The sequence below is a fragment of the Micromonospora sp. NPDC049903 genome (assembly GCF_044460945.1).
Lineage (GTDB): Bacteria > Actinomycetota > Actinomycetes > Mycobacteriales > Micromonosporaceae > Micromonospora.
This window is the reverse complement of the sequence record NZ_JBITKL010000040.1, coordinates 14,448-34,608: the sequence shown is the minus strand read 5'-3', so window position 1 is coordinate 34,608 and position 20,161 is coordinate 14,448. Positions and strand designations below refer to the sequence as shown.

The 20,161-nt window shown below is 68.4% G+C and carries 18 protein-coding genes, 1 tRNA gene and 3 pseudogenes; 14 read left to right on the top strand and 8 right to left on the bottom strand.

The window, feature by feature from the left end:
- The 3 genes and pseudogenes from ACIBO1_RS30850 to ACIBO1_RS30840 all read left to right on the top strand — a co-directional run.
- Positions 1-529: pseudogene (locus ACIBO1_RS30850) on the top strand (IS701 family transposase); the annotation flags it as partial.
- 180 nt (positions 530-709) lie between these two features.
- Positions 710-2,083, top strand: a complete 1,374-nt coding sequence (locus ACIBO1_RS30845) for an ArnT family glycosyltransferase (protein WP_396752613.1) — start codon at positions 710-712, stop codon at positions 2,081-2,083.
- Complete coding sequence (locus ACIBO1_RS30840) at positions 2,080-2,706, top strand: CDP-alcohol phosphatidyltransferase family protein (RefSeq protein WP_396752611.1); 627 nt, start codon at positions 2,080-2,082, stop codon at positions 2,704-2,706. The genes ACIBO1_RS30845 and ACIBO1_RS30840 overlap by 4 nt, the downstream gene beginning before the upstream one ends.
- On the opposite strand, the gene ACIBO1_RS30835 is transcribed toward ACIBO1_RS30840, so the two are convergent.
- Positions 2,670-4,931: an NACHT domain-containing protein gene (locus tag ACIBO1_RS30835; protein ID WP_396752609.1), complete on the bottom strand. Its 2,262-nt coding sequence runs from the start codon at positions 4,929-4,931 to the stop codon at positions 2,670-2,672. The genes ACIBO1_RS30840 and ACIBO1_RS30835 overlap by 37 nt on opposite strands.
- A complete protein-coding gene (locus tag ACIBO1_RS30830; RefSeq protein ID WP_396752607.1) occupies positions 4,928-5,272 on the bottom strand; it encodes a hypothetical protein in 345 nt (114 codons plus the stop codon). Before ACIBO1_RS30830 ends, ACIBO1_RS30835 begins: the two co-directional genes overlap by 4 nt.
- A gap of 265 nt (positions 5,273-5,537) precedes the next feature.
- Here ACIBO1_RS30830 and ACIBO1_RS30825 point away from each other — a divergent pair.
- Positions 5,538-6,257: pseudogene (locus tag ACIBO1_RS30825) on the top strand (IS256 family transposase); the annotation flags it as partial.
- Positions 6,258-6,260: 3 nt separating this feature from the next.
- Positions 6,261-7,037 (top strand): annotated as a pseudogene (xerC, locus tag ACIBO1_RS30820) (tyrosine recombinase XerC); the annotation flags it as partial.
- A 264-nt stretch (positions 7,038-7,301) separates the two neighbouring features.
- On the opposite strand, the gene ACIBO1_RS30815 reads toward xerC, so the two are convergent.
- Positions 7,302-7,598, bottom strand: coding sequence for a hypothetical protein (locus tag ACIBO1_RS30815; protein ID WP_396752618.1), 297 nt, complete (start codon positions 7,596-7,598; stop codon positions 7,302-7,304).
- 555 nt (positions 7,599-8,153) lie between these two features.
- On the opposite strand from ACIBO1_RS30815, the gene ACIBO1_RS30810 reads away from it, so the two are divergent.
- Both ACIBO1_RS30810 and ACIBO1_RS30805 read left to right on the top strand, forming a co-directional pair.
- Positions 8,154-8,369 carry a winged helix-turn-helix domain-containing protein gene (locus ACIBO1_RS30810; RefSeq protein WP_363959060.1) on the top strand — a complete coding sequence of 72 codons (216 nt, stop codon included), beginning with the start codon at positions 8,154-8,156 and terminating at the stop codon, positions 8,367-8,369.
- A 392-nt stretch (positions 8,370-8,761) separates the two neighbouring features.
- Entirely contained in the window at positions 8,762-9,283 is a 522-nt protein-coding gene (locus tag ACIBO1_RS30805) for a hypothetical protein (RefSeq protein WP_396752605.1), read from the top strand.
- A 201-nt stretch (positions 9,284-9,484) separates the two neighbouring features.
- On the opposite strand, the gene ACIBO1_RS30800 is transcribed toward ACIBO1_RS30805, so the two are convergent.
- Positions 9,485-10,711 carry a hypothetical protein gene (locus ACIBO1_RS30800; protein WP_396752603.1) on the bottom strand — a complete coding sequence of 409 codons (1,227 nt, stop codon included), beginning with the start codon at positions 10,709-10,711 and terminating at the stop codon, positions 9,485-9,487.
- A 1,037-nt stretch (positions 10,712-11,748) separates the two neighbouring features.
- Between ACIBO1_RS30800 and ACIBO1_RS30795 the strand changes: the two genes are divergently transcribed.
- From ACIBO1_RS30795 to ACIBO1_RS30785, 3 genes are read left to right on the top strand one after another with little or no spacing between them, the layout of a single operon-like run.
- The gene (locus tag ACIBO1_RS30795; RefSeq protein WP_396752616.1) at positions 11,749-13,296 is read left to right on the top strand and encodes a replication initiator; all 1,548 of its coding nucleotides are present in this window, start codon (positions 11,749-11,751) and stop codon (positions 13,294-13,296) included.
- Positions 13,293-13,490, top strand: a complete 198-nt coding sequence (locus ACIBO1_RS30790; RefSeq protein ID WP_396752601.1) for an excisionase family DNA-binding protein — start codon at positions 13,293-13,295, stop codon at positions 13,488-13,490. Before ACIBO1_RS30795 ends, ACIBO1_RS30790 begins: the two co-directional genes overlap by 4 nt.
- Positions 13,490-14,710 carry a tyrosine-type recombinase/integrase gene (locus ACIBO1_RS30785; RefSeq protein ID WP_396752599.1) on the top strand — a complete coding sequence of 407 codons (1,221 nt, stop codon included), beginning with the start codon at positions 13,490-13,492 and terminating at the stop codon, positions 14,708-14,710. Before ACIBO1_RS30790 ends, ACIBO1_RS30785 begins: the two co-directional genes overlap by 1 nt.
- Before the next feature lie 75 nt (positions 14,711-14,785).
- On the opposite strand, the gene ACIBO1_RS30780 is transcribed toward ACIBO1_RS30785, so the two are convergent.
- Both ACIBO1_RS30780 and ACIBO1_RS30775 read right to left on the bottom strand, forming a co-directional pair.
- Positions 14,786-14,857, bottom strand: a tRNA-Val gene (locus ACIBO1_RS30780).
- 50 nt (positions 14,858-14,907) lie between these two features.
- Positions 14,908-15,372 (bottom strand): TIGR02611 family protein, encoded by a 465-nt coding sequence (locus ACIBO1_RS30775; RefSeq protein WP_396752597.1) that lies wholly within the window; start codon positions 15,370-15,372, stop codon positions 14,908-14,910.
- Between the two features lie 499 nt (positions 15,373-15,871).
- On the opposite strand from ACIBO1_RS30775, the gene ACIBO1_RS30770 reads away from it, so the two are divergent.
- Positions 15,872-16,303, top strand: coding sequence for an SsgA family sporulation/cell division regulator (locus tag ACIBO1_RS30770; protein WP_007457244.1), 432 nt, complete (start codon positions 15,872-15,874; stop codon positions 16,301-16,303).
- A gap of 186 nt (positions 16,304-16,489) precedes the next feature.
- Here ACIBO1_RS30770 and ACIBO1_RS30765 read toward each other — a convergent pair whose 3' ends face one another.
- Positions 16,490-17,266: an SDR family oxidoreductase gene (locus ACIBO1_RS30765; RefSeq protein ID WP_396752595.1), complete on the bottom strand. Its 777-nt coding sequence runs from the start codon at positions 17,264-17,266 to the stop codon at positions 16,490-16,492.
- Positions 17,267-17,504: 238 nt separating this feature from the next.
- Here ACIBO1_RS30765 and ACIBO1_RS30760 point away from each other — a divergent pair, with 238 nt between their 5' ends.
- A complete protein-coding gene (locus ACIBO1_RS30760; RefSeq protein ID WP_396752593.1) occupies positions 17,505-18,428 on the top strand; it encodes a helix-turn-helix transcriptional regulator in 924 nt (307 codons plus the stop codon).
- A 105-nt stretch (positions 18,429-18,533) separates the two neighbouring features.
- Positions 18,534-18,989, top strand: coding sequence for an Rrf2 family transcriptional regulator (locus ACIBO1_RS30755; protein WP_350695468.1), 456 nt, complete (start codon positions 18,534-18,536; stop codon positions 18,987-18,989).
- Between the two features lie 28 nt (positions 18,990-19,017).
- Here ACIBO1_RS30755 and ACIBO1_RS30750 read toward each other — a convergent pair whose 3' ends face one another.
- On the bottom strand, positions 19,018-19,572 hold the full coding sequence (locus ACIBO1_RS30750; protein ID WP_396752590.1) for a flavin reductase family protein: 555 nt from the start codon (positions 19,570-19,572) through the stop codon (positions 19,018-19,020).
- Positions 19,573-19,883: 311 nt separating this feature from the next.
- On the opposite strand from ACIBO1_RS30750, the gene ACIBO1_RS30745 reads away from it, so the two are divergent.
- A complete protein-coding gene (locus ACIBO1_RS30745; RefSeq protein ID WP_131056659.1) occupies positions 19,884-20,063 on the top strand; it encodes a DUF4236 domain-containing protein in 180 nt (59 codons plus the stop codon).
- Positions 20,064-20,161: the final 98 nt, after the last annotated feature.

Sequence of the window (20,161 nt, the reverse complement as noted above, 5' to 3'; positions counted from 1 at the left end):
CCCGCATCCGAAGCGAACGCCAACGACGCTGGGGCCAACCCGCCACCCGCGCAGCCTGACCCCAACACCCCGAACCTTCATGGTCACGGCACTAGCGTGGAAGCGGCGCAGTTGCGGCGACGGCGCCAAGGGACCACGACTCTACGACTGGGCGGTGGCCTCCCTGCCCGGCACGGTTGACGGCTACGGCCACTGGCTGCTGATCCGCCGCAGCATCACCGACCCCACGGACCTGGCCTACTACCTGTGCTTCGGCCCCACGGACACCCAAGACGAGCAGCTGATCCGCATCGCCGGGACCCGTTGGGCGATCGAGGAGTGCTTCCAGACCGCCAAGACCGAGGTCGGCCTCGATCACTATCAGGTGCGTCGGTACGACGCCTGGTACCGACACATAACTCTCGTTCTGTGCGCCCACGCCTACCTCGCAGTCACCGCCGCCCACGCCAAAAAGGGGGCACCAAACTCGACCAGGACGATCTCATTCCTCTCACCCTCGGCGAGGTCCGCCGTCTCCTGGCACACCTGATCACCACCACCCGACCCTTCGACCACATCCATCGATGGTCACGATGGCGACGCCGACACCAATACCGCGCCAGAACAGCCCACTACCAGCGAAGACTCTAACTCCACCAGATGCGGCTGGAGTATTAGATGGATGCTCTGGCTCGATGCCAGGGGAGAGGGGCTCATTAGAGTCTTGCCTGTGAATGTCTCCAGCACGGCACGTGGCTTGCTGGCCGCTACCGCCGTCGCTGTCTTCGCGACCTTCCTGGCGCGGGCGAGCCAGCGGCAGGTCGTGCGGCTCGACTACGACGACGGGGTGTACTGGCAGACCGCGCTGGCGGTGGCCGACGGGTACCAGCCGTACTCGGAGGTTTTCTTCGCGCAGCCGCCGCTCTATGCGTGGCTGTCCGCGCTGCCCTTCGCCCTGGACGCCGGGGAAGTAGCGGCTCGGCTGCTCACGATCGGCTGGGCGGTGTTGCTCGCGGCCGGAGCCGGTCTGCTGGGCTGCGTACTCGCCGGCCGGTACGCCGGAATGGCCGCAGCCCTACTGGTGGCGCTGCTGCCGCCGGTGCAGCGCTACTGCTTTCAGTTCGGAGCCGACCTGCCTACCGCCGCTCTGGTCACTTGGTCCGTAGTCTGCGCGGTCCGGGCACGGCCGCGCTGGTGGCTTGCCTCCGGGACGCTGTTGGGCGCGGCGCTGAGTATGAAGCTCATCGCGGTGGTCGTGATACCCGCCCTGCTTGTGTCAGCGTTGGCATGCCAGCGGCGGCTGGCCGCTCTCGCCTCGGTGTCGGCTGCGGCCGTGGCGGTGTGCGCCTTGGTCCTGATCGTGACCAGTCCGCCGGAGCATGCCTGGGATCAGATCGTCGGGCTGCGCCTGATCGCGGCGGACCTCCAGGGGCAGCCGGTCCCCGATGGTGTGATCACCATGCTCGCCCTGTGGATCGTGCCGTTCGGCCTGCTGTCCGGAGCCGGGGCCTATCTCTGCTTGCGCCGTCTGCCGCAGGAGCGGCGTCGCCCGCTAGTCGCGCTCGTGCTGTGGGGAGTTACCGGGGTGCTCGTCGCGGGCCTGCACAGACCGATCTTCGAGCACCATCTGCTGCTGTTCGTGGCCCCAGGCGCCGCAGTCATCGCCGCTGGCTTCTTCGCGTTGCTGCGCTCGAAAGCGAAGGTGGTGACGACAACGGCGCTGGCGCTAATCTGCGTCGTGCAGGCTCTGACGCTGCCGGTCAGTTCGCCTCGGGAAACTAGCGCCATACTGCGCTGTCTGCGCGCCCTGCCCTCCGGTTCGGTGCTGGTCACTGACGATCAGGAGATCGCCGCCCGTGCCGGTCTGCGCACACCGCCCTGGCTGGTCGACACCTCACGGGTGCGGATCAGCAGCGGGCACCTCACCACCGCCGAGATCATCGCTGGCGCGAGCGGGGCCGTGGGTGTCCTGTTCGCTCCGCCAGACCGGGCGAAGTTCGTCGATCCAGCTATCAAGGCGTGGGCACCGCAGCGCTTTCCTGTCAGCTATACGGCCGATGGCTACCTTCTAGTCGTATCTACCCCGTTGAACTGTGCCCCATGATGTTCGCCCACGCCCGCAACACCGAGACCTCCCTGCTGTCGTTCGCCGAACGGCCGCTGAAACGCTGGCTGGCGGCCCGGGTGCCTCGGTTCGTGAGCACCCGCATGCTCACGATGGCCACCCTGCCGCTCGCCGTTGCCGCTTTCGCGTCCAGCGTGGCCCACTGGTGGAACGTCACAGCCGCGCTCGTGGCAGCCCAATACCTGACCGACCTGGTGGACGGAGAGGTCGGTCGCATCCGGAATTCCGGCCATGTGCGCTGGGGCTATCACATGGACCATCTCCTGGACGCGGTCTTCGTCACCGCGATCTTCGGTGGCTACCTGGTGGCGCTGCCCGGCGCGCGACCCGCCGCTGCCGCGCTGCTGGTTGTGTGCATGTTGTTCCTGGTTAACGCACATCTGGAATCGGCCGCGACCGGGACGACCCGGTTGAAGCGTGGTCGGGTCGGCCCCACCGAGATCCGGGTGCTGCTCGTGGTGGCTGACCTCGCGATGGCCGGCTTCGGCACCGGGTGGTTCGAGGCGGCGCTGCCCTGGATCGCGGCGACCGGCGCCGGACTACTCGCCATCACCGTGTTCCACGCTCAGCGGGCGGCGGCGACGCTCGACCGGTCGTCCTGAGCAGGGCCGTTGCGAGCGAACCACTCGCGCAACTGGCGGTGACGGAACTGGTATCCAATCCCGGAGATCCGCATCAGGCCGGCCAAGTATGCCCAGTCCAGAAACGCGCCCAGCCGCCAAGGCAGGTCGCCCCGGAACTTCATGATCGTCATGGCGATGACATAGCGCAGCCACGCTTGCAAACTGAGCACAAAAGCGCCAGCAAAACCCATGATCGCGCCCATGACCACGCCAGCCCACAGCGAATAGCCGAGGAAGAACGGGAAAACCGTGCCGACGAGCACGGCGCCGAGTAGCGCGAGGAGCAGGTCGTGCCGCCAAGCGCGCTGCAGGTCAGTGCCGCCGGACAGGCCCTTGTCCAGCCGAACCTTGTCCATCGCCAGGCCGAAGAAGATGGCGACCAAAACGCCCACGACGGTGCCAGCGATCCAGCCGCCGACCAACCATGCCAGCAGGCCCAGCGCCGACCCGATCGCCAGACTAATCTCGGCGATTGCAGCGATGCGCTGCTTGCCGGTCATCTGCCGCATCGCCCGGCTGCGGTGGTTCGCGGATTTCGTCTTCGACCGGCGGGGCGCAGGGGTGATAGCGAGCCACACAGCCCAGACGATCAGCACAACCCCGGCACCGGCGAGCCAGACCATGGCGGCCTTCTGCTGCTCCGTGAGCCGCACGGAGCCGCTCCACAAAGCGCCGACTGCCTGCCCGCCGTGCCCCGCACCGCCGATGATCGCGAACAAGCACGAGACGAGGAAGGCCAGCGCACATGCGAGGTGAATGACAAGGTGAACGAATCGAACCAGGTACTGGCCGGCGATGGCCCACATCGTGTGCAGGGCTAGCGAGGAGTTCGAATAGCGAGCCAACACCCGCAGCCAGTGCCGCAGCGTCTGCTCGTCTGGGACCGTAAAGCTCGATCCGGAGCTGTCCGGCTGTCCCGGCCGAACAATCTTCTGTTCCTCGCGACGGCGGTTCAGCATTGCCGTCGGAAAGGCATCCAGCAGCTTCGCCTCGAAGCGTCCCGCCGTCTCGCCGAGCAGCGAGGCGGGGTCCAGCGCATCGACGTCCGCCGCTGCAGTCAGCGCGAGCGTAAGCCGCCACGGGGTCCGCAACAGATCGTAGGCAGTTCCGGCCGGTTCCGCTCGCAACGATGTCAGCACGGGAAGCCACCGCCGTTGCTCTTCACCGTCTCCGGCGAGTCGCTCACTGACGAACTCGGTGATTTGATCGACGGTCAGCGCATGCATCCGCACGACGGCGGCGTCCAGGATCGGCCGGTCCAAGTCGCCGTAAGCCGTGTCACGGCAGGTAAGCACCAACCCGGCGGTGTCCGGATGTGCCCGGTGGTAATCGTTGATCCGATCCACCGCCCATTGGGCACGGTTCAGCGGGTCGCCCGGCTCGGACTCCATCTCGTCGAGACCATCGAGTACCGGCAGGATCATCCCGGAGATGGCAAGGCACTCGGCGTCATCGCGGGGCAGCTGGTATTGCAGATGAAGCTGTTCGGCGAGGAAGCCGGACAGGTCACCGCCAGTCCAGTTAGCCAGGTTAAACCTGATCGGCACCGCGTTGGGCCCAGCCGGCCAGTCCTGGTGTGCAAGCCCCGCCTCAAGGATTTGTATGATCAACTCGGTGGCGAGCACCGTCTTACCTGCGCCCGGCTCGCCGAGAATCACTAGACGCCTCGGCGAAAGTGCCTGGTAGTAGGACGCTACCTCGCGAAGGGAACCGGGCGGCAGTTTGCTGCCGACAGGCTGGCTGATGAGAATGTTCTCGTTCTCGACCGGAGTGAAGGTCAGGTCCGCCGGAAGCTCGGATGGCCCCTTGTACAGCAGAACCGAGCGGCCGTCGAGTTCCTTGGTGCGCACCGCCATCGCCAGCTGCCGCGCGGGCTCGCGCAGCCTCCCAGGATCTGGGGCACCCGATTTGCCGTCCATGTTCGTCGACTTCGACGGCCCCGATCGGAAGCCGGTCACAAGGAAAAGGACAGCCAGACCGCCACCGACCACCATGATGCTGTACCGCACGAGTGACTGCGCGTAGAGCGGAGCGGTAAGGGCACCAGCGGCGCACAACACGGCCAGCCCCCAAGCACCCACCTGGCCGTAGTGGCGAAAGATGTTGATCTGTCTCGCGCCCGGGCCGGCGACCGGTGCTATGCCACCGTAAACGTTGATTGTTTGCTGGCCGGTCTCCGGCGGCGGCTCGGACTCTGTCGTCACGTACCGGGCGGAGTTGTATTGAAGTTGTTGGTCTGGGTTCCGCCGGGACCGACGATCGGTGCTATGCCACCGTGAACGTTGATGGTCTGGTTGCCAGGAGGCGGCAGCGTTCCATCATTCGGCGTACCGGGAGAGGATCTTTCCTGGGCCGGATGCCTCGATCGACGAGCTATCAGCACGCTGAGGACGCCGAACACGACGGTGGCGCCGAAGGCGGCCACGCTGGACCATTGATCGGCCTTCTCCAGGCCTTGACCGACCAGGAAAACTGCCCAGAGGGCAGACGCCAAACCGGCCACGAAGAACACCACAGAGGCCCAACCAAGCCGCATGCGTGCCATGAGTCACATCATGACACGACGGGGCACCTCGATATCGACGTTGATGCGCCGTCGGAGCGGTGGCCGATACCGATTGGCGACTCAAAGACGAAGACGATGGACGCCAGCGACGCAAGGCGATGCCGGACAGCACCTTCGCCTGCTCCCGTGCCGCAAGGAGCCGCTCCAACTTCACAACACAATGCGGGACTGCGTAGATTTCCGTGTTTGACCTGGGTGTGGTCCGTTGGACAGGACGTTGATCCTGTCCGGGAAGGACCACGTCGTGGCAGACAAGAAGAAGGCGGTTCAGCTTCCGCAGCCGTCGGTGGCTGAGGTGGAGTTCGCGCAGCAGTTGGTGCAGCGGGCCAAGGCCGACGGAGTGTCGTTGGTCGGGCCGGGTGGTCTCCTTGCGGGGATCACGCGCACGGTCCTGGAGTCGGCGCTCGACGCCGAGTTGGATGCCCACCTCGACGAGGTCGGCGTCGATGAGGAGTCGGGTCGGCGGACCAACATCCGTAACGGGCACGGTGCGAAGACGGTGCAGACCGAGGTCGGGCCGGTGCGGATTCAGGTTCCGCGGGACCGGGCCGGGTCGTTCACGCCGCGGATCGTGCCGAAGCACGTCCGCCGGTTGGACGGGTTCAACGAGGCGATCCTGTCGCTGTATGCCAAAGGATTGACGACCGGGGAGATTGCCGCGCATCTGGCGGATGTGTATGACGCTGACGTGTCTCGGGAGTTGATCAGCCGGGTCACCGACAGCGTCGTGGAGGAGATGGAGGCTTGGCGGCAACGGCCGTTGGACCGGGTCTATCCGGTGGTGTTCATCGACGCGCTGGTGATGAAGATCCGCCAAGGGCAGGTCGCGAGCCGGCCCGTCTACGTCGTGGTCGGGATCAGCCTCGACGGGGAACGCGACGTGCTCGGCATGTGGGCCGGGACCGGCGGTGAGGGCGCCAAGCAGTGGGCCGGTTACCTCACCGAACTACGTAACCGCGGTGTCGAGGACGTGTTCGTGCGCCGCTACCTCTCCCCCGGCCTCGGCACCAAGCGACTCGACCGGCTCCAGGCGCGCGACGTGCAGACCTGGCTGAACCAGGTGGCCCGCACCTGCCAGTGCTGCGCCCAGGGCAAGGACACCGCCCGCCGCAAGGAGAAGCGGCGCTGCTGCGCGGTCGACCGTTGCTGCCAGGCGGTCCCGTCCACGCGCACGGTCAGCGACATCCGGGCCGCCCTCACCCACGCCCAGGCCGAAGACCTCATCACCAGGAATCCGGCCGTGCCGGTCACCCTGGCCACCGTCCGCCGTCGACGCGGCAAGTCCTGGTCCAGCGACGAAGCCCGCCGCTTCCTCGAATCCGCTCGCGCCGACGCCGATCCGCTCTACGCCGCGTACGCCCTGGTCCTCGTCACCGGCCTGCGCAAAGGCGAAGCCCTCGGCCTCACCTGGGCCGACGTCGACCTCGACGCCGGGGAGCTGACCATCGGCCGGCAACTGCAACGCGTACGCGGGAAGCTCCTGCACCGCGACACCAAGACCCAGGCATCCGACGCCACCCTGCCCCTGCCCGACATCTGCCTGGCCGCACTCCGACTGCGCCAACACCAACGCGACGAAGCACGCGCGACGGCAGGTAAGGCGTGGCACGACAACGACCTGGTCTTCACCACCCGCTACGGCACACCCATCGAGCCGCGCAACTTCCAGCGCTCCTGGCAGACCCGCTGCGACAAGGCGGCAACGAAGCCGATCACCGTCCACAACGCCCGACACACCCGCGCAAACCAACGCGCAGCACCCACGCAAATCAACTCGCAGCACCCGCGCAAACCAACGCGCGGTCCCCGCGCGGACCAACGCACCGCACCCACCGCACCGCGGGGAATCCGGGGGCTCGGCCCCCGGAGCAGAAATGACAAGGCCCCCTGGTCCGCGCATTCTGCGGACAGGGGGCACCTGGGGACTTGTGGGCGATACTGGGATCGAACCAGTGACCTCTTCGGTGTGAACTCACGGCAGGCCGGTCGGATCAGGTGTCGTACGAGGTCATCCGGGCTGGTGGCGCTCGTTCCGGTCCGGTGCGGGTGGCACGGTTGCTGTACTTCGCTGCTGTACTTCCGGGGGCTGCCGGGTCCAGCCGATGAAGCGGCGGTGCAGGGTGCCGGCGGGTGCCCAGGGCATGTCCTCGGCGGCCTGGATGAGGTATGCCCCGAGGTAGAGCGCCAGCGACACCGGCGCATCCGCGTACTCCGCGCGCAGTTCCCGCCGCCGCGTCGAACACGGCCACGGCAGGTCACAGCCTCCGCAGCTCCAGATCGGCATGACCGGGCCGTGGGTGGTCATCGCGCACCACCCAGAAGTCGGACGACGCTCGCGTGAGCCACCCGGCAACCGACACACAAGCCGGTGAGCCCTTGAACATGCGCCGCGAGGATCACCCACTCCGATCCGCCGCTCATTGCTCACCCGCCTGCGGCCAGTGTCCACGATTGATCGGTATTCGGTGCCGGGCACGGCACGGCAGGTTGGCTCCGCACTGACAGATCCGCCGCCAGTGCTGCCAGGACCAGACTGGCCGATGTCGCCGGGCGAGGGTCAGCGCGACGGCTAGGACGTACTCGTCGTAGGAGACCCGATTGACCGGCTCGTTGCGCGCCCGGCCCACGAGCGTTCCTCTCGGCCATATCGAAGGGAGCACTGCCACCTCCTTGTGCCGCAGCTACTTGAAGACGTGGATGCCCGAGCGCGGGGGAATGCGCCGGACATCCACGTCGGCGAGGACGGCCCAACAGCGCCAACCGAGGGAATCGACCTCCTCGACAACCTCCCATGGGTAGCGTTGGGTAGTCAAGGGCTGACGTAGGTGGTCTACTCGTGTTGCCAACCGAGGAGAACCACGTGCCACCGCGTTACCGCTACGAGCAGATCGCCGACGACCTCGCTGAACGCATCGCATCCGGCGAGTTCCCACCGGGCTCCAAGCTGCCCAGCCGACGAGAACTGATCGGGCACTACGAGGTCACCGAGCCGGTAATCGATCGCGCCATGCAGGTACTACGGATCAAGGGAATGACCGAGACGCTGCCAGGCGTGGGCGTCTTCGTCGCCGAGTAGGCACTTTCACAGCCAGCCGACTCGACCCGGACCCCTCGCTTGTAAGTTCTGGGCGCCTCGTCTGGCGAGGTCCGTCCGTGTCTGCGACCTCGGGCGGCTGTCCTCGTCTGACCTCCAGAGGCTGTCCTAGTCCCGGCCTGCTGCTGTCACCCTTGCTGTCGGCAGCAGCCGCCCCGGCCCCCGCTCCAAGGCGCACCCGGTTGGCTGGCTGGCCGAGCTTCGCCATCATTGGTGGTCGATGTTGGCCCCGTTCCTCTTGACGCCTGGTCGCGGCCTGGCTCGGCGCAACACGGAAGGCAGAGTTCTTGGTCCCTTTGGAGCTTCGTTTTCTGGTCACGGATGGTGGAAGTGCCCCGCCAGGACCTTGGTGGGTCGGTCCGGTCGTCACGCTCGTGGTCGGGTTCCTCGGGGGTGGCGTCCTGGGCGGTTTCGTCGTTGAGCGTTACAAGTCACGTGTCGAGGACAGGCGACAGCACGACAGGCGTATCCGGGACGCCGGAGATGTAGTGACACGCGCCGTGGTGGACTATGAGGCAGCGGTCGTTCACGGTGGAAGCAACTTGCAGGAGAAGCTGACCGGGCTGATGGCCGAAGTCGCCCCGCACTTGCCGGATCTTCCCCGCAACCTGGCTCAGCTACTCATCGAAATCGAGAATTCCTCCCGCTGGGCGGTAGTAGCTCGCATTGACCTTGAGGACGATGCTCCCCCCGAAGTGCTTGCGCAGTTGGAGCAACACATTCTTGACCTTGCTCTACTACTCAGGGACCAGCTACTTAGATGGCGAGTGCAGCACGAGGGCAAGGATGTCGCAACGGCTCGCAGCGAGGTCTTCGAGCGAACCAGGGCGGTCGCAAGGCTTGGAGGTTTCGACATCGTCCCAGTCGAGGGAAAGCCTTTTGGCCCGCAGAGCTGAGCACGCCGGTCCCACTACCCCCTCCCACGCCTCCAAAGTCCAGCCGCGCTTGACCCCAAGGCAACCAGCACGACCGCGTGAGCTGCTGTTCCGTGGCATTTGACCTAGAGGCGGGATCCGCCATCGTCCGTGCTTGTCCGCTGCCGTCCGCACCGATCGTCACCCGGTTAGTCACCCAACCGGCGATCGGACACGGATGTTCTAGGGGTCGAGATCGAGGTGCCCCTCAACCCAGGACAGATACTCCTTGAGCAGCTCTTGCAGATCCTGACCCTGGTACGTGGCTCGCACCTTTCCGAATGCTCCTCGGCGCTCAAGGCCCGACCGACCGATAATCTGAAGCGCGGTACGCGGATAAACGGCGGCTCTCGTGGCCAGTCGGTCCACCATGTGATCTTCCAGCACTGTCAGCGCTGCTACCGCCTCGTGCGCTTCCTTCGCGCTTGGCCGATAGCCAAGGTGGATGATGGCGTTCCGCCGTTTGGCAATCGCGGTTCGCCATGCCCCAATTGGCTGCTGCGGGGTCTGGCTTGACCAATTTCCCCCCAGGCGTGGCGATAACACTTTACCGATCAGGTCTCGCGGCTTCCCCTCGCTTGTTGGCTTGACTAGGAAGGTTCCGGGAGCTGGGTCGCTACTAAAGATATGCGTGGCTTCCCACGTCAGCATCCACGCAACGTTTTTGATGAGCACTTCGGCGGCAATCGCCGCTTTCAATATGCACTCAACATAGTCGCCGTCAGTTTGCGCCGCGCGCTGGGCTTCCAGCCTGAAATTCCCGTAGATCTCGGTCGGGTTCCGAAGCCAGGTGGCGATCAGAATCTCATGTGCTGTCTCAACCTCATCGCGTGTCAAAGCAGGCACTGAACGCCAACCATGCTCAACGACCACTAACTGCTCGGCTTCCATTGTTCCGCCAGAGTATTCGTCGACAATGAAGTAGGCAGGCCAGACACGCTCGATAGTGACCTGTGGCGTGTGCGCACCAGTCGCAAGCCTAAGCGCATTGACAGTATCGCGCAGAAGCGACATGCACTTCTCGTAGTGCGCCCCATCGTTGTCGCCCTCGCGCCATGGTGCGCCAACGGCAGCTACAACTCGCCGGACAGGCAGTGGCTCCAACTCCGAACCGAAGCCCTGCTCTGGTTGTCCGCTTAGCCGGCTCAGAGTGCACAATAGGTCTTTAAAGCCGTCAAATAGGCGCCTGTCCTCCCCCTCGAACAGGAATAGCTTGCAGACCTCGGCGGTCTCACAGTTTTCCCCTTCGCAACGCGGGCTGTCCTCTACAAAGCACTCTGGGCCGTGCCGGTAGACCGTCCACCCATCGTCCGGCGCGGGAACCTCGTCTCGAAGTGCGAAGACGTAATGACGACGTACGACCTGTGCATTTTCCGATCCGGTCACCATGACATTCTGCGCCTCTGCCATCCCGTCTACCATCGACCCGCCCTCCTGGGAGCGGGCCGCCGCCCGGCCCGCCACGTCAAGACGGCCTTGACGGCTCGTACGGACGCTGGCGGGTCGGGCGGCGGTCTGCTCGGCTTGCACGGGTCGATGGCAGGCGGGATGGCCTACCGCAACCATCCACGGACCGCGACCCGCTGACGGAGCCCCGGCCATCCTGGAGCCGGAGCGCCCCCGCCGGAGGCGCAGTAACCGCAACCCCGCCACCGACCCGGCAGCCGCCGACGGACCCGGCGTGCGCTCCCCTACGCGCGCGGTGCTCGCCGCGCGGCCCGGCCGGCTGCCGGCCCACCATCCCACCGGACAACGGCCTGTCGTCATCCGGCGGCCCCCGGGCTTCCCGCTCTCCGCGCCAGCCGCCGGGCCTGTTGCGTGGCCCGAGTCGGAGCGCCAGCGGAGCAACGGCCGCGCGCCCAGGCGGCGGCGCGTGCGGCCCGTTCAGGGCCGCCTTGATAGACGTACAGAAAGTTCTCCCACCCCGGCCGGCAGCCGGTCCGGCCCTGCTCGGCACCGAGGTTCACGACGGGTTGACGCGTCAGTACCCGGTGCTACTCTGGCGGTCGTCGAGCACGCCAGTGCGGCCTTCGTGCCGGATCGCTGGGCTCGACCACGGAGTTGCTGAGCGGCCTTCCTGCCGCTGATGCGGGCCACGTCCCGCCGGTTCTCGATCACCTTGGCCGCGATGTCGGCCCCGGAATCCGCTGAGTGGCCCAGCACGGTCTTCCCGCCGTCACGATGGCCCGGATTCGCATCCCTCGACGGGTGGGGTTCGCCTGCGGTAACCCGCCGGATGCCGACCTCCAGGCACCCCACCCGTCCCGGCCTCACTCAGCACGGCAACCGGAAGGACCACACCTCAACGGCGGTCAGCCACATCCGCCCTCCGGCGTCAGCCGCCCTCCACGGCGGTGCCAGGAGACACCACGAACACCACCGACGGACGGCGTTCCGGCGACCGGTGGTGGTTCGTCGCCCGTCCCTGCCACCCGCCCTGAGGAGAGATCGTGTCCACCCTGCACCGTCCCGGCGTCGCCGCCGGGCGTGACGCCCAGGCCCTGCACCGGGCCGCCACCCCCGACTACTTCGGCTGGCTGGAGCACACCCGGTCCGCCGGGGGTTGTGCCCGTCCGATCCGGCTGACCGGCACCATGACCGCCGTCGACCGCGACACCGGGCGGGTCCTGGGCGAGCAGCACACCGACGAGTTGCCCGATCGGGTGCTCTACAAGGCGTGCGGCAACCGGCGAGCCGCCCAGTGCCCGGACTGCTCCTGGGTCTACGCCGGTGACGCCTTCCAGGTCGTCCGCTGTGGCCTGACCGGCGGCAAGACCGTGCCCGCCTCGGTGGCCCGGCATCCGGTCGTCTTCGCCACCTTCACCGCGCCGTCGTTCGGCCCGGTCCACCACCGGCACGTACCCCTCCACACCTGTGCCGACCGGCGGCGCTGCGACTGCCGACCGGCCCCCTGCCACGCTCGCCGTGACGCTGCCACCTGCCCGCACGGGCGGCCCGGGGCCTGCTTCGCCCGTCACGACGGTGCCGATCCGCAGCTCGGTCGGCCGCTCTGCCTGGACTGCTACGACCACGATCACCAGGTCGTCTGGAACGTCTTCGCCGGTGAGCTGTGGCGACGCACCAAACAGGCCGTCGAGCGGCACCTTGCCGCCCTCTGCAACCGGCGCGGTATCCCGAGGGTTGAGGTCGTCACCGACTCGGGCCGGGTTCGGCGGGTGCCGCCGGTGCGGGTGTCGCACGGGAAGGTCGCCGAGATGCAGCGCCGGGGCGCGGTGCACTTCCATGTTCTGCTGCGTCTCGACGGGGTCGATCCCGGTGACCGGCACGCCCTGGTCCCGCCGCCGGTCGGGATCACCGTGGACGACCTCGACGCCGCCGTGCACGCCGCCGCCCGGCAGATCGGCTTCGCCACCCCACCGCATCCCGACCGGCCGCAGGGTTGGGCAATCGCCTGGGGCGAGCAGGTCGACGTGCGCCGCATCGGCACCGGCGACGGGGACGTGACCGACGCCAGGGTGGCCGCCTACCTGGCCAAGTACGCCACCAAGGCCACCGAGGTCACCGGCCACTGCTCCACCAGACTCACCCCGGGCACCATCGACGCCTACGCCGATCCGGAGGGCGACCACCTGGCCCGGCTCATCGACGCCTGCTGGCGACTCGGCCGCCCCACCCGGCACCGCACCAGCGACGCCGCCGCCCATGCCGACGACCGTCAAGGTGTCCTTGACACCACACCCGATGTCTACGCCGGGCTGCGACGGTGGGCGCACATGCTCGGCTACGGCGGCCACTTCCTCACCAAGGCCCGCCGGTACTCGGTCACCTTCGGACTGCTCCGCGACACCCGCGCCACCTACCGCCGCGCCGACGACGGCTCCGTCACCGTCGGCACACTGGCCTTCGTCGGCTCCGGGTGGCTCACCGACGGGGACGCCCTGCTCGCCAACACCGCCGCCGCCCAGCACCGGGAACGCCGCCGCGTCGGCCGGGAGGAACTCGCCCACGAGCTGTGGTCGGAGGTGGCGGCATGACCCGATCTCTCACCCCCCGCTGGTACTCCCCCGCCGAGGTCGCCGTCCTGCTCGGCTTCGGCATCTCCAAGGTCAAGATGAAGATCGCCACCGGTGAGCTGCGCTCCATCAAGGACGGCAAGTACCGCCGCATCCTGCCCGAGTGGGTCGACGACTACATCCGCGAGCAGATCGACCGGCAGGAGGCCGCCTGATGCCCGCCCGTGCCCGCGCCAACGGCGAAGGCTCCATCTTCCCGTACCGCAACGGCTTCGCCGCGTACGTCTGGGTCACCAAGCCCGACGGGAAACGCACCCGCAAGTACGTCTACGGCAAGACCCGCGACGCCGTCCACGACAAGTGGATCAAACTGCACCAGCAGGCCAAGGCCGGACCGGTGGCGACCAGTGTGCCGACGGTGGGCAGCTTCCTCGCCTACTGGTTGACCGAGATCATCGAGCCGAACCGGGCGCCGCTTACCTACGCCACCTACGAGACGTTCGTCCGGCGTTACCTCTCCCCCGGCCTCGGCACCAAGCGACTCGACCGGCTCCAGGCGCGCGACGTGCAGACCTGGCTCAACCAGGTGGCCCGCACCTGCCAGTGCTGCGCCCAGGGCAAGGACACCGCCCGCCGCAAGGAGAAGCGGCGCTGCTGCGCGGTCGACCGTTGCTGCCAGGCGGTCCCGTCCACGCGCACGGTCAGCGACATCCGGGCCGCACTGCGCGCCGCCCTCACCCACGCCCAGGCCGAAGACCTCATCACCAAGAATCCGGCCGTGCCGGTCACCCTCGCCACCGTCCGCCGTCGACGCGGCAAGTCCTGGTCCAGCGACGAAGCCCGCCGTTTCCTCGAATCCGCTCGCGGCGACGCCGATCCGCTCTACGCCGCGTACGCCCTGGTCCTCGTCACCGGTCTGCGCAAAGGCGAAGCCCTCGGCCTCACCTGGGCCGACGTCGACCTCGACGCCGGGGAGCTGACCATCGGCCGGCAACTGCAACGCGTACGCGGAAAGCTCCTGCACCGCGACACCAAGACCCAGGCGTCCGACGCCACCCTGCCCCTGCCCGACATCTGCCTAGCCGCACTCAAGCTGAGGAACGAGCAGCGCGACGAGGCACGGGCAGCCGCCGGTAAGGCGTGGCACGACAACGACCTGGTGTTCACCACCCGCTACGGCACGCCCATCGAGCCGCGCAACTTCCAGCGCTCCTGGCAGACCCGCTGCGACAAGGCGGCAACGAAGCCGATCACCGTTCACGACGCCCGGCGGACCTGCGCCACCCTCCTGGCCGACCTCGACGTGCATCCGCGAGTCGCCATGCAGATCCTCCGGCACGCCCGCTTCTCGGTGACGATGGAGATCTACACGCAGGTGTCGTCGCAGGCGACGAGAGATGCGCTCAAGCGCCTTGGCGAATCCCTGACGCGATGACGAACTGCTGTACTTCGCTGCTGTACGGGCAGCAGAAAGGCCACCTCCCGAAGCCGGGAAGTGGCCTGAGCTGCGTGGGCGATACTGGGATCGAACCAGTGACCTCTTCGGTGTGAACGAAGCGCTCTCCCGCTGAGCTAATCGCCCTCAGCGCGGATGACTCTACCCGATCGTGCGGCCGACCCGCGAACCCGGGGTCAGTTCGTGGCGAGGTAGCGCAGGACCTGGGCGATCACGTCGATGCCGAGGCTGTACTTGATCGAGAGCAGGGCGACGGCGCCGACGAAGACGAGGCCGACCGAGCCGATGACCAGGCGTAGGGCCAGTGACTGTCGCTTCACCCAGGCTGTCCAGCCGTGGACGTGGCGGCGGGTGAAGGCGAGCAGGCGTTTGGCCCAGTGGAACTCGACGGCCCAGATGCCGAGGCCGGCGATCACCAGGAGCCAGCCGGGGCCGGGTAGCGGGATGAGCACGATGCCGATGGTGACCACGAGGGCGCCGAGGACGCCGATGACGACCCGGAGGGCCAGGCGGCCGGTGGGGTTGGCACGGATCAGCGCGAGGGTGGTGGAGAGGCGCTGCCGCCAGCGGGGCCGCCCGGGTGCGCCGGTGGGGTCCGGCCCGTCGCCGGTCCGGTCCGCCTCGATTCGCTCGTTCCGCATGCGGTGAGGATTTCCCCGTCCGGCGGGGCTATTCCCGTCGGAGAAGCCTCGTTCGTTGCGGCCGGTTCGGCGGTTGTCGGCCGGTTCGTTCTCGACTACTGACCGACCGTGCCGGTCGTGCTGTTCGTTCGGCACCCGTACCCCCGCTGTTCGGCTCTGCGGGCCGCGCCGTTCGACGGGCCTCGCCTCGCCAGCTGATCCACTGAGGATCGCTCACCGATCATTTCACGCCCAGTGTGGCGCGGGACCGTCACTGCAACGGCCGACTGGACGTTACCGGAGTAAGTCGACGACTGAGCTACCCGATGATCGGGCGCGATCAACACACTGGGCAGAACCGGAAATCCTAGACGAATTTTCACGTTCTCGGGGCCTTTCCGAACCCTCTCCCACCACTGGGTGAAGTCAGCGTATGGCGGAGCGTAGCCAGGAGTAGCGGCTGAGTATGGGAAAAGCGGGACACGCGCGTTCCGCACGCGGTGCCGGGGGGAGAACGTCCATGAGTGTCATCCGACCGACGACCGTTGAGGTCGAGACGTCGCTAAGGCTAGTCGCGCCTGACGCCACCGCATTGCCGGTGCGCGCCAGTCTGCGCTACGACCCTGCTGACCCGTATGCGGTCCATGTCCTGTTCCACGCCGAATCGGCCGGCGGCGAGGCGGTGAGCTGGTCGTTCGCTCGCGAGCTGCTGGTCACCGGGCTCGACGAGCCAGCTGGCATCGGCGATGTGCGGGTCTGGCCGTGGGCCACCCCGCGCGGCGACTTCGTCGCGCTGGCGCTGTCGTCGCCCGACGGCAACGCCCTGTTCGAGGTGCCGCGCAGCGTGCTGGTGCGCTTTCTGCGGCGGACCTACGTCGTCGTCCCGCGCGGCCGGGAGGCCGAGCACCTGGACGTCGACACGGCGGTGAACCGGCTGCTCGCCGGTCGCTGACCACCGACCCAGGCGGGGGCCGCGCGGATCTGCCGAGTCCGCGCGGCCCCGGCTCGTCCGGCGGTACGCACACCACCCGCACCACCCGCACCCGCGTCCACGCCTGCCAGCCGCACCACGCGACCTGGCCCCTGGCCGGGCCGCACCAAGGACTCCGCACGTCCGCGCGATCATCACCACGGACGCTCAGCCGTGCGTGGTGATGCCCCCGTCGACCGGGATCACGGCACCGGTCAGGTACGCGCCGGCCCGCGACGCCAGGAAGATCGCGACGCCGGCCATGTCCTCCGGTCGACCGATCCGACCGAGCGGCACCTGCGCCTCGACGGCGGCCCGGGCATCCGGGTCGTCCAGCACGAACGCCATCATCTTGCTCTCGAACGGTCCCGGGGCGACGGCGTTGACGGTGATCCGCTCGCCGACGAGTTGGTGCGCCAGGGTGCGGGTCAGCATGTGCAGGGCCGCCTTCGTCGCCGAGTAGGCGTACACCTCCATCGCCGGGACCCGGATGCCGTCGACCGAGCCGATGTTGATCACACGGGCCGGGTCGTCGGCGCTGGCGGCGGTGCGCAGCACCGGCAGCAGTTCGGTGGTGAGCCGGAAGACGGCCTTGACGTTGACCGCCCAGAGCTTGTCGAAGGCGCTCTCCGGATACTCCGCAAGCGGTGCGCCCCAGGTGGCTCCGGCGTTGTTGACCAGGACGTCGAGCCGGTCGACCCGGTCCCGGACGGCGGCGGCCAACTGCCGCGCGCCGTCGTCGTCGCCGAGGTCGGCCGGGATCGCGGTGCAGTGGCCGAGCGTGGACAGTTCCTCGGCGACCGCCTCGCAGACGGCCGCCTTGCGGGACGAGATGATGACGTGCGCGCCGGCCGCCACGAACCCCCGGGCGATCATCAGCCCGATCCCCCGCGAACCGCCGGTCACCAGGACATTCTTGCCGTCGACCGAGAACAGATCCTGCATGCCCATCCCCTCGCGAGCCGGCCGCGGCTCCCCGGCGGTCGGTCCGCCGAGGCGGACCGTTCGCCCGCCACGGCGACCAGATGACTACCGCTCGGTAACGTAACCGCCGGCCGGTACGCCGACAAGTGCAGGCCACCCACCCCGGTCGATCGAGGCGTGGACGCGGGCGGCGCGGGCTCGGCGACGCGCCCATCACCAGAGGTGCGTACCGGCCGGTCGCGGGCTAACGTCGCAGGTGATGGTCCCTTCCGGTCACCTCGACAGGGTTCTGCCCCACGCTGCCTCCGGCCCGGCCGAGATCGACACGATCACGCTGGGTGATCTCAAGCCCGACACCGGGTGGCGACGCCCGGTCCTGCTCGACCGGGAGCTGATCGTGCTCGGCACGGGTGGTCACGGCGTCGCCGAGGTGGACTTCCGCGCCCAGCCGTGCCGCCCCGGCACACTACTGCGCGTACGCGCCGGGCAGGTGCTGCGCTGCCCGCCGCCCCGTCTGGACGCCACCGTGGTCCGGTGGCACCCGGACACGTTGCGCGGGCTCGACGTCGACGTGGACGACGTACCCACCCGGGTGCAGCTCGCCGGTGAGGACGAGGACGCGGTCATCAACGAGGTGACCCAGTTGACCGTGGACGTTCGTCGGCACCAGGACGTGCCGGCCGGCCGCAGCCTGCTGCGCCACCAGCTCACCGTGCTGCTGCTGCGCCTGAGCATGCTGCCGTCCGAGCAACGCCGCGCCGGTCGCCCGGAGGAGGAGACCTTCCGTCGGTTGTGCCGCGAGGTGGAGCGCGGCTACCAGCGCACCCGTCGGGTCGAGGACTACGCCGAGCGGCTGGGCTGCTCGGTGCGTACCCTCACCCGGGCCTGTCTGGCGGTGACCGGGCACAGCGCCAAGCAGGTGGTGGACGAGCGGGTCGCGCTCCAGGCCAGCCGGTTGCTGGCCGCCACCGACGAGCCCATCGCCCGGATCGGTCGACAGCTCGGCTTCACCGAGCCGACCAACTTCGGCCGGTTCTTCACCCGCGAGGTCGGGGTCAGCCCCGGCGCCTTCCGGGCCGCCCGGGAACATCCCGGACCGAGCCCGGTCGTCCGCCCCCGGTCGCCCGCCGAACCGGCCCCGATGCTGCGGTCCCGTCCGTCGATCGAGGCCCACCGGGCCTGACGCGGCGCTCCGGCGTGCCCCGTCGGGCGTGACGCGGCCCATCCGGTCGGTCACTCCGTCAGCCCGGCGACGCCCAGGCCCGGGCCGGTTGGGCATGATGGCAGGGTGCAGATCTCCGCGCGTGGCGACTACGCGGTACGGGCGGCGCTGAGCTTGGCCGCCGCGTACCCGGCATTGCTGTCCACCCAGACCATCTCCGCGGAGCAGGACATGCCTCGCAAATTCCTGGAGGCGGTCCTGGCCGACCTACGCCGGGCCGGGCTGGTCCGTGCCCAGCGCGGCGCCGAGGGCGGGTACGCCCTGGCCCGGCCGCCCCGGGAGGTGACCATCGGGGCGGTGCTGCGTGCGGTGGAGGGACCGCTGGCCGGTGTTCGCGGGCTGCGCCCGGAGGAGACCAGTTACGACGGGGTGGCGCAGCACCTGCCCGGGTTGTGGGTGGCGGTGCGCGCGTCGCTGCGCCGGGTGGTCGACGAGGTGAGCCTGGCCGACGTGGTGGGCGGCCGACTGCCCACCCACGTCCGTCGACTCACCACGGCTCCCGACGCCTGGGAACCTCGCTGACCCACCCGCCCGTCGTGGGTGGACACGGTCACGCGGCGGCTGCCGTGGTGTATCCGCCCCGGTGGTGCAGCAGCGGCGGGCCGTCGACCCCTTCGGCGAGCGCCAGCGGCTCGGCGATCACCAGCGAGTGGTCGCCGGCGGGCACCCGGTGCACCACCCGGCAGAGCAGCCGCGCCAGCGCCCCGGTCAGCAGCGGCAGCCCGAACGGCCCGGCCTCCCAGTAGGGGTACGCGGCGAAGCGGTCGACGCCCTTGGTGGCGAAGATCCGGGCGGCCTCGGTCTGGTTGGCGGCGAGCAGGTGCACGGCGACGTGCTCGGCCCGGTCGAGCACCGGGGAGCTGGACGAGGTCGTGCCGAGGCAGAACGACACCAGCGGCGGGTCCAGCGAGACGGAGGTGAACGAGGTCGCGGTGAATCCGGCCCGCAGGGGTGCGCCCACGTCACCGAGGCAGGCGGGTCGGGTGCCCCGGGCCACGGCGGTGACCACGGTGACCGTGCTGGCCTGACGGCGCAGCAGCGTACGGAACAGCTCCGGGTCCACCGGCCGCAGCTCGTCGGTGCGGCTGCGCTGCGCGGTGGTCACGCCGTCACCGGTGCCGGGCGGCGGGTCGGCGCGGCCGGTGCGATGGGGTGAGGGGTGCGGTGCATGAGGGGTCCTCTCCGAAACGCCGGGTGGAGTCGGCGACTCAGCGCTTCCCATGATTTGGGATGAACGCTCTTTCACTCCACACACTCATGATTCAACCAGGATCTTGAGCCTGAGAAAACCCATCTGATGAATAGGATATTCGGGCTACTGCGGACGTTCGACTTCCACTGTGCAGAGCGTGGTTTGGCCGATCTTCGTTACGGGAATCTTCGATGCCGCGCGGGGATGACGAAGGGAGGCCCACGATGGGTCTGATGTTCCGCAAACGCAAGAAGTACGGGCCGCTGATCCTGAACTTCACCGAGAACGGTTTCTCGTCCTGGAGCATCAAGATCGGTCGCTGGTCGTGGAACTCGCGGGCCAAGGCGCACCGCGTCGACCTGCCCGGCCCGCTCTCCTGGAAGCAGGACAAGTCCCGGGCGTGAGCCCGTGAGTCGCGCGGGGCGTCGGAGCATTCCGGCGCCCCGCTCGCATGTGCCGGCGGCCACGCCGACCTCGGTCTGCCGCACCCGGAATCGACGGA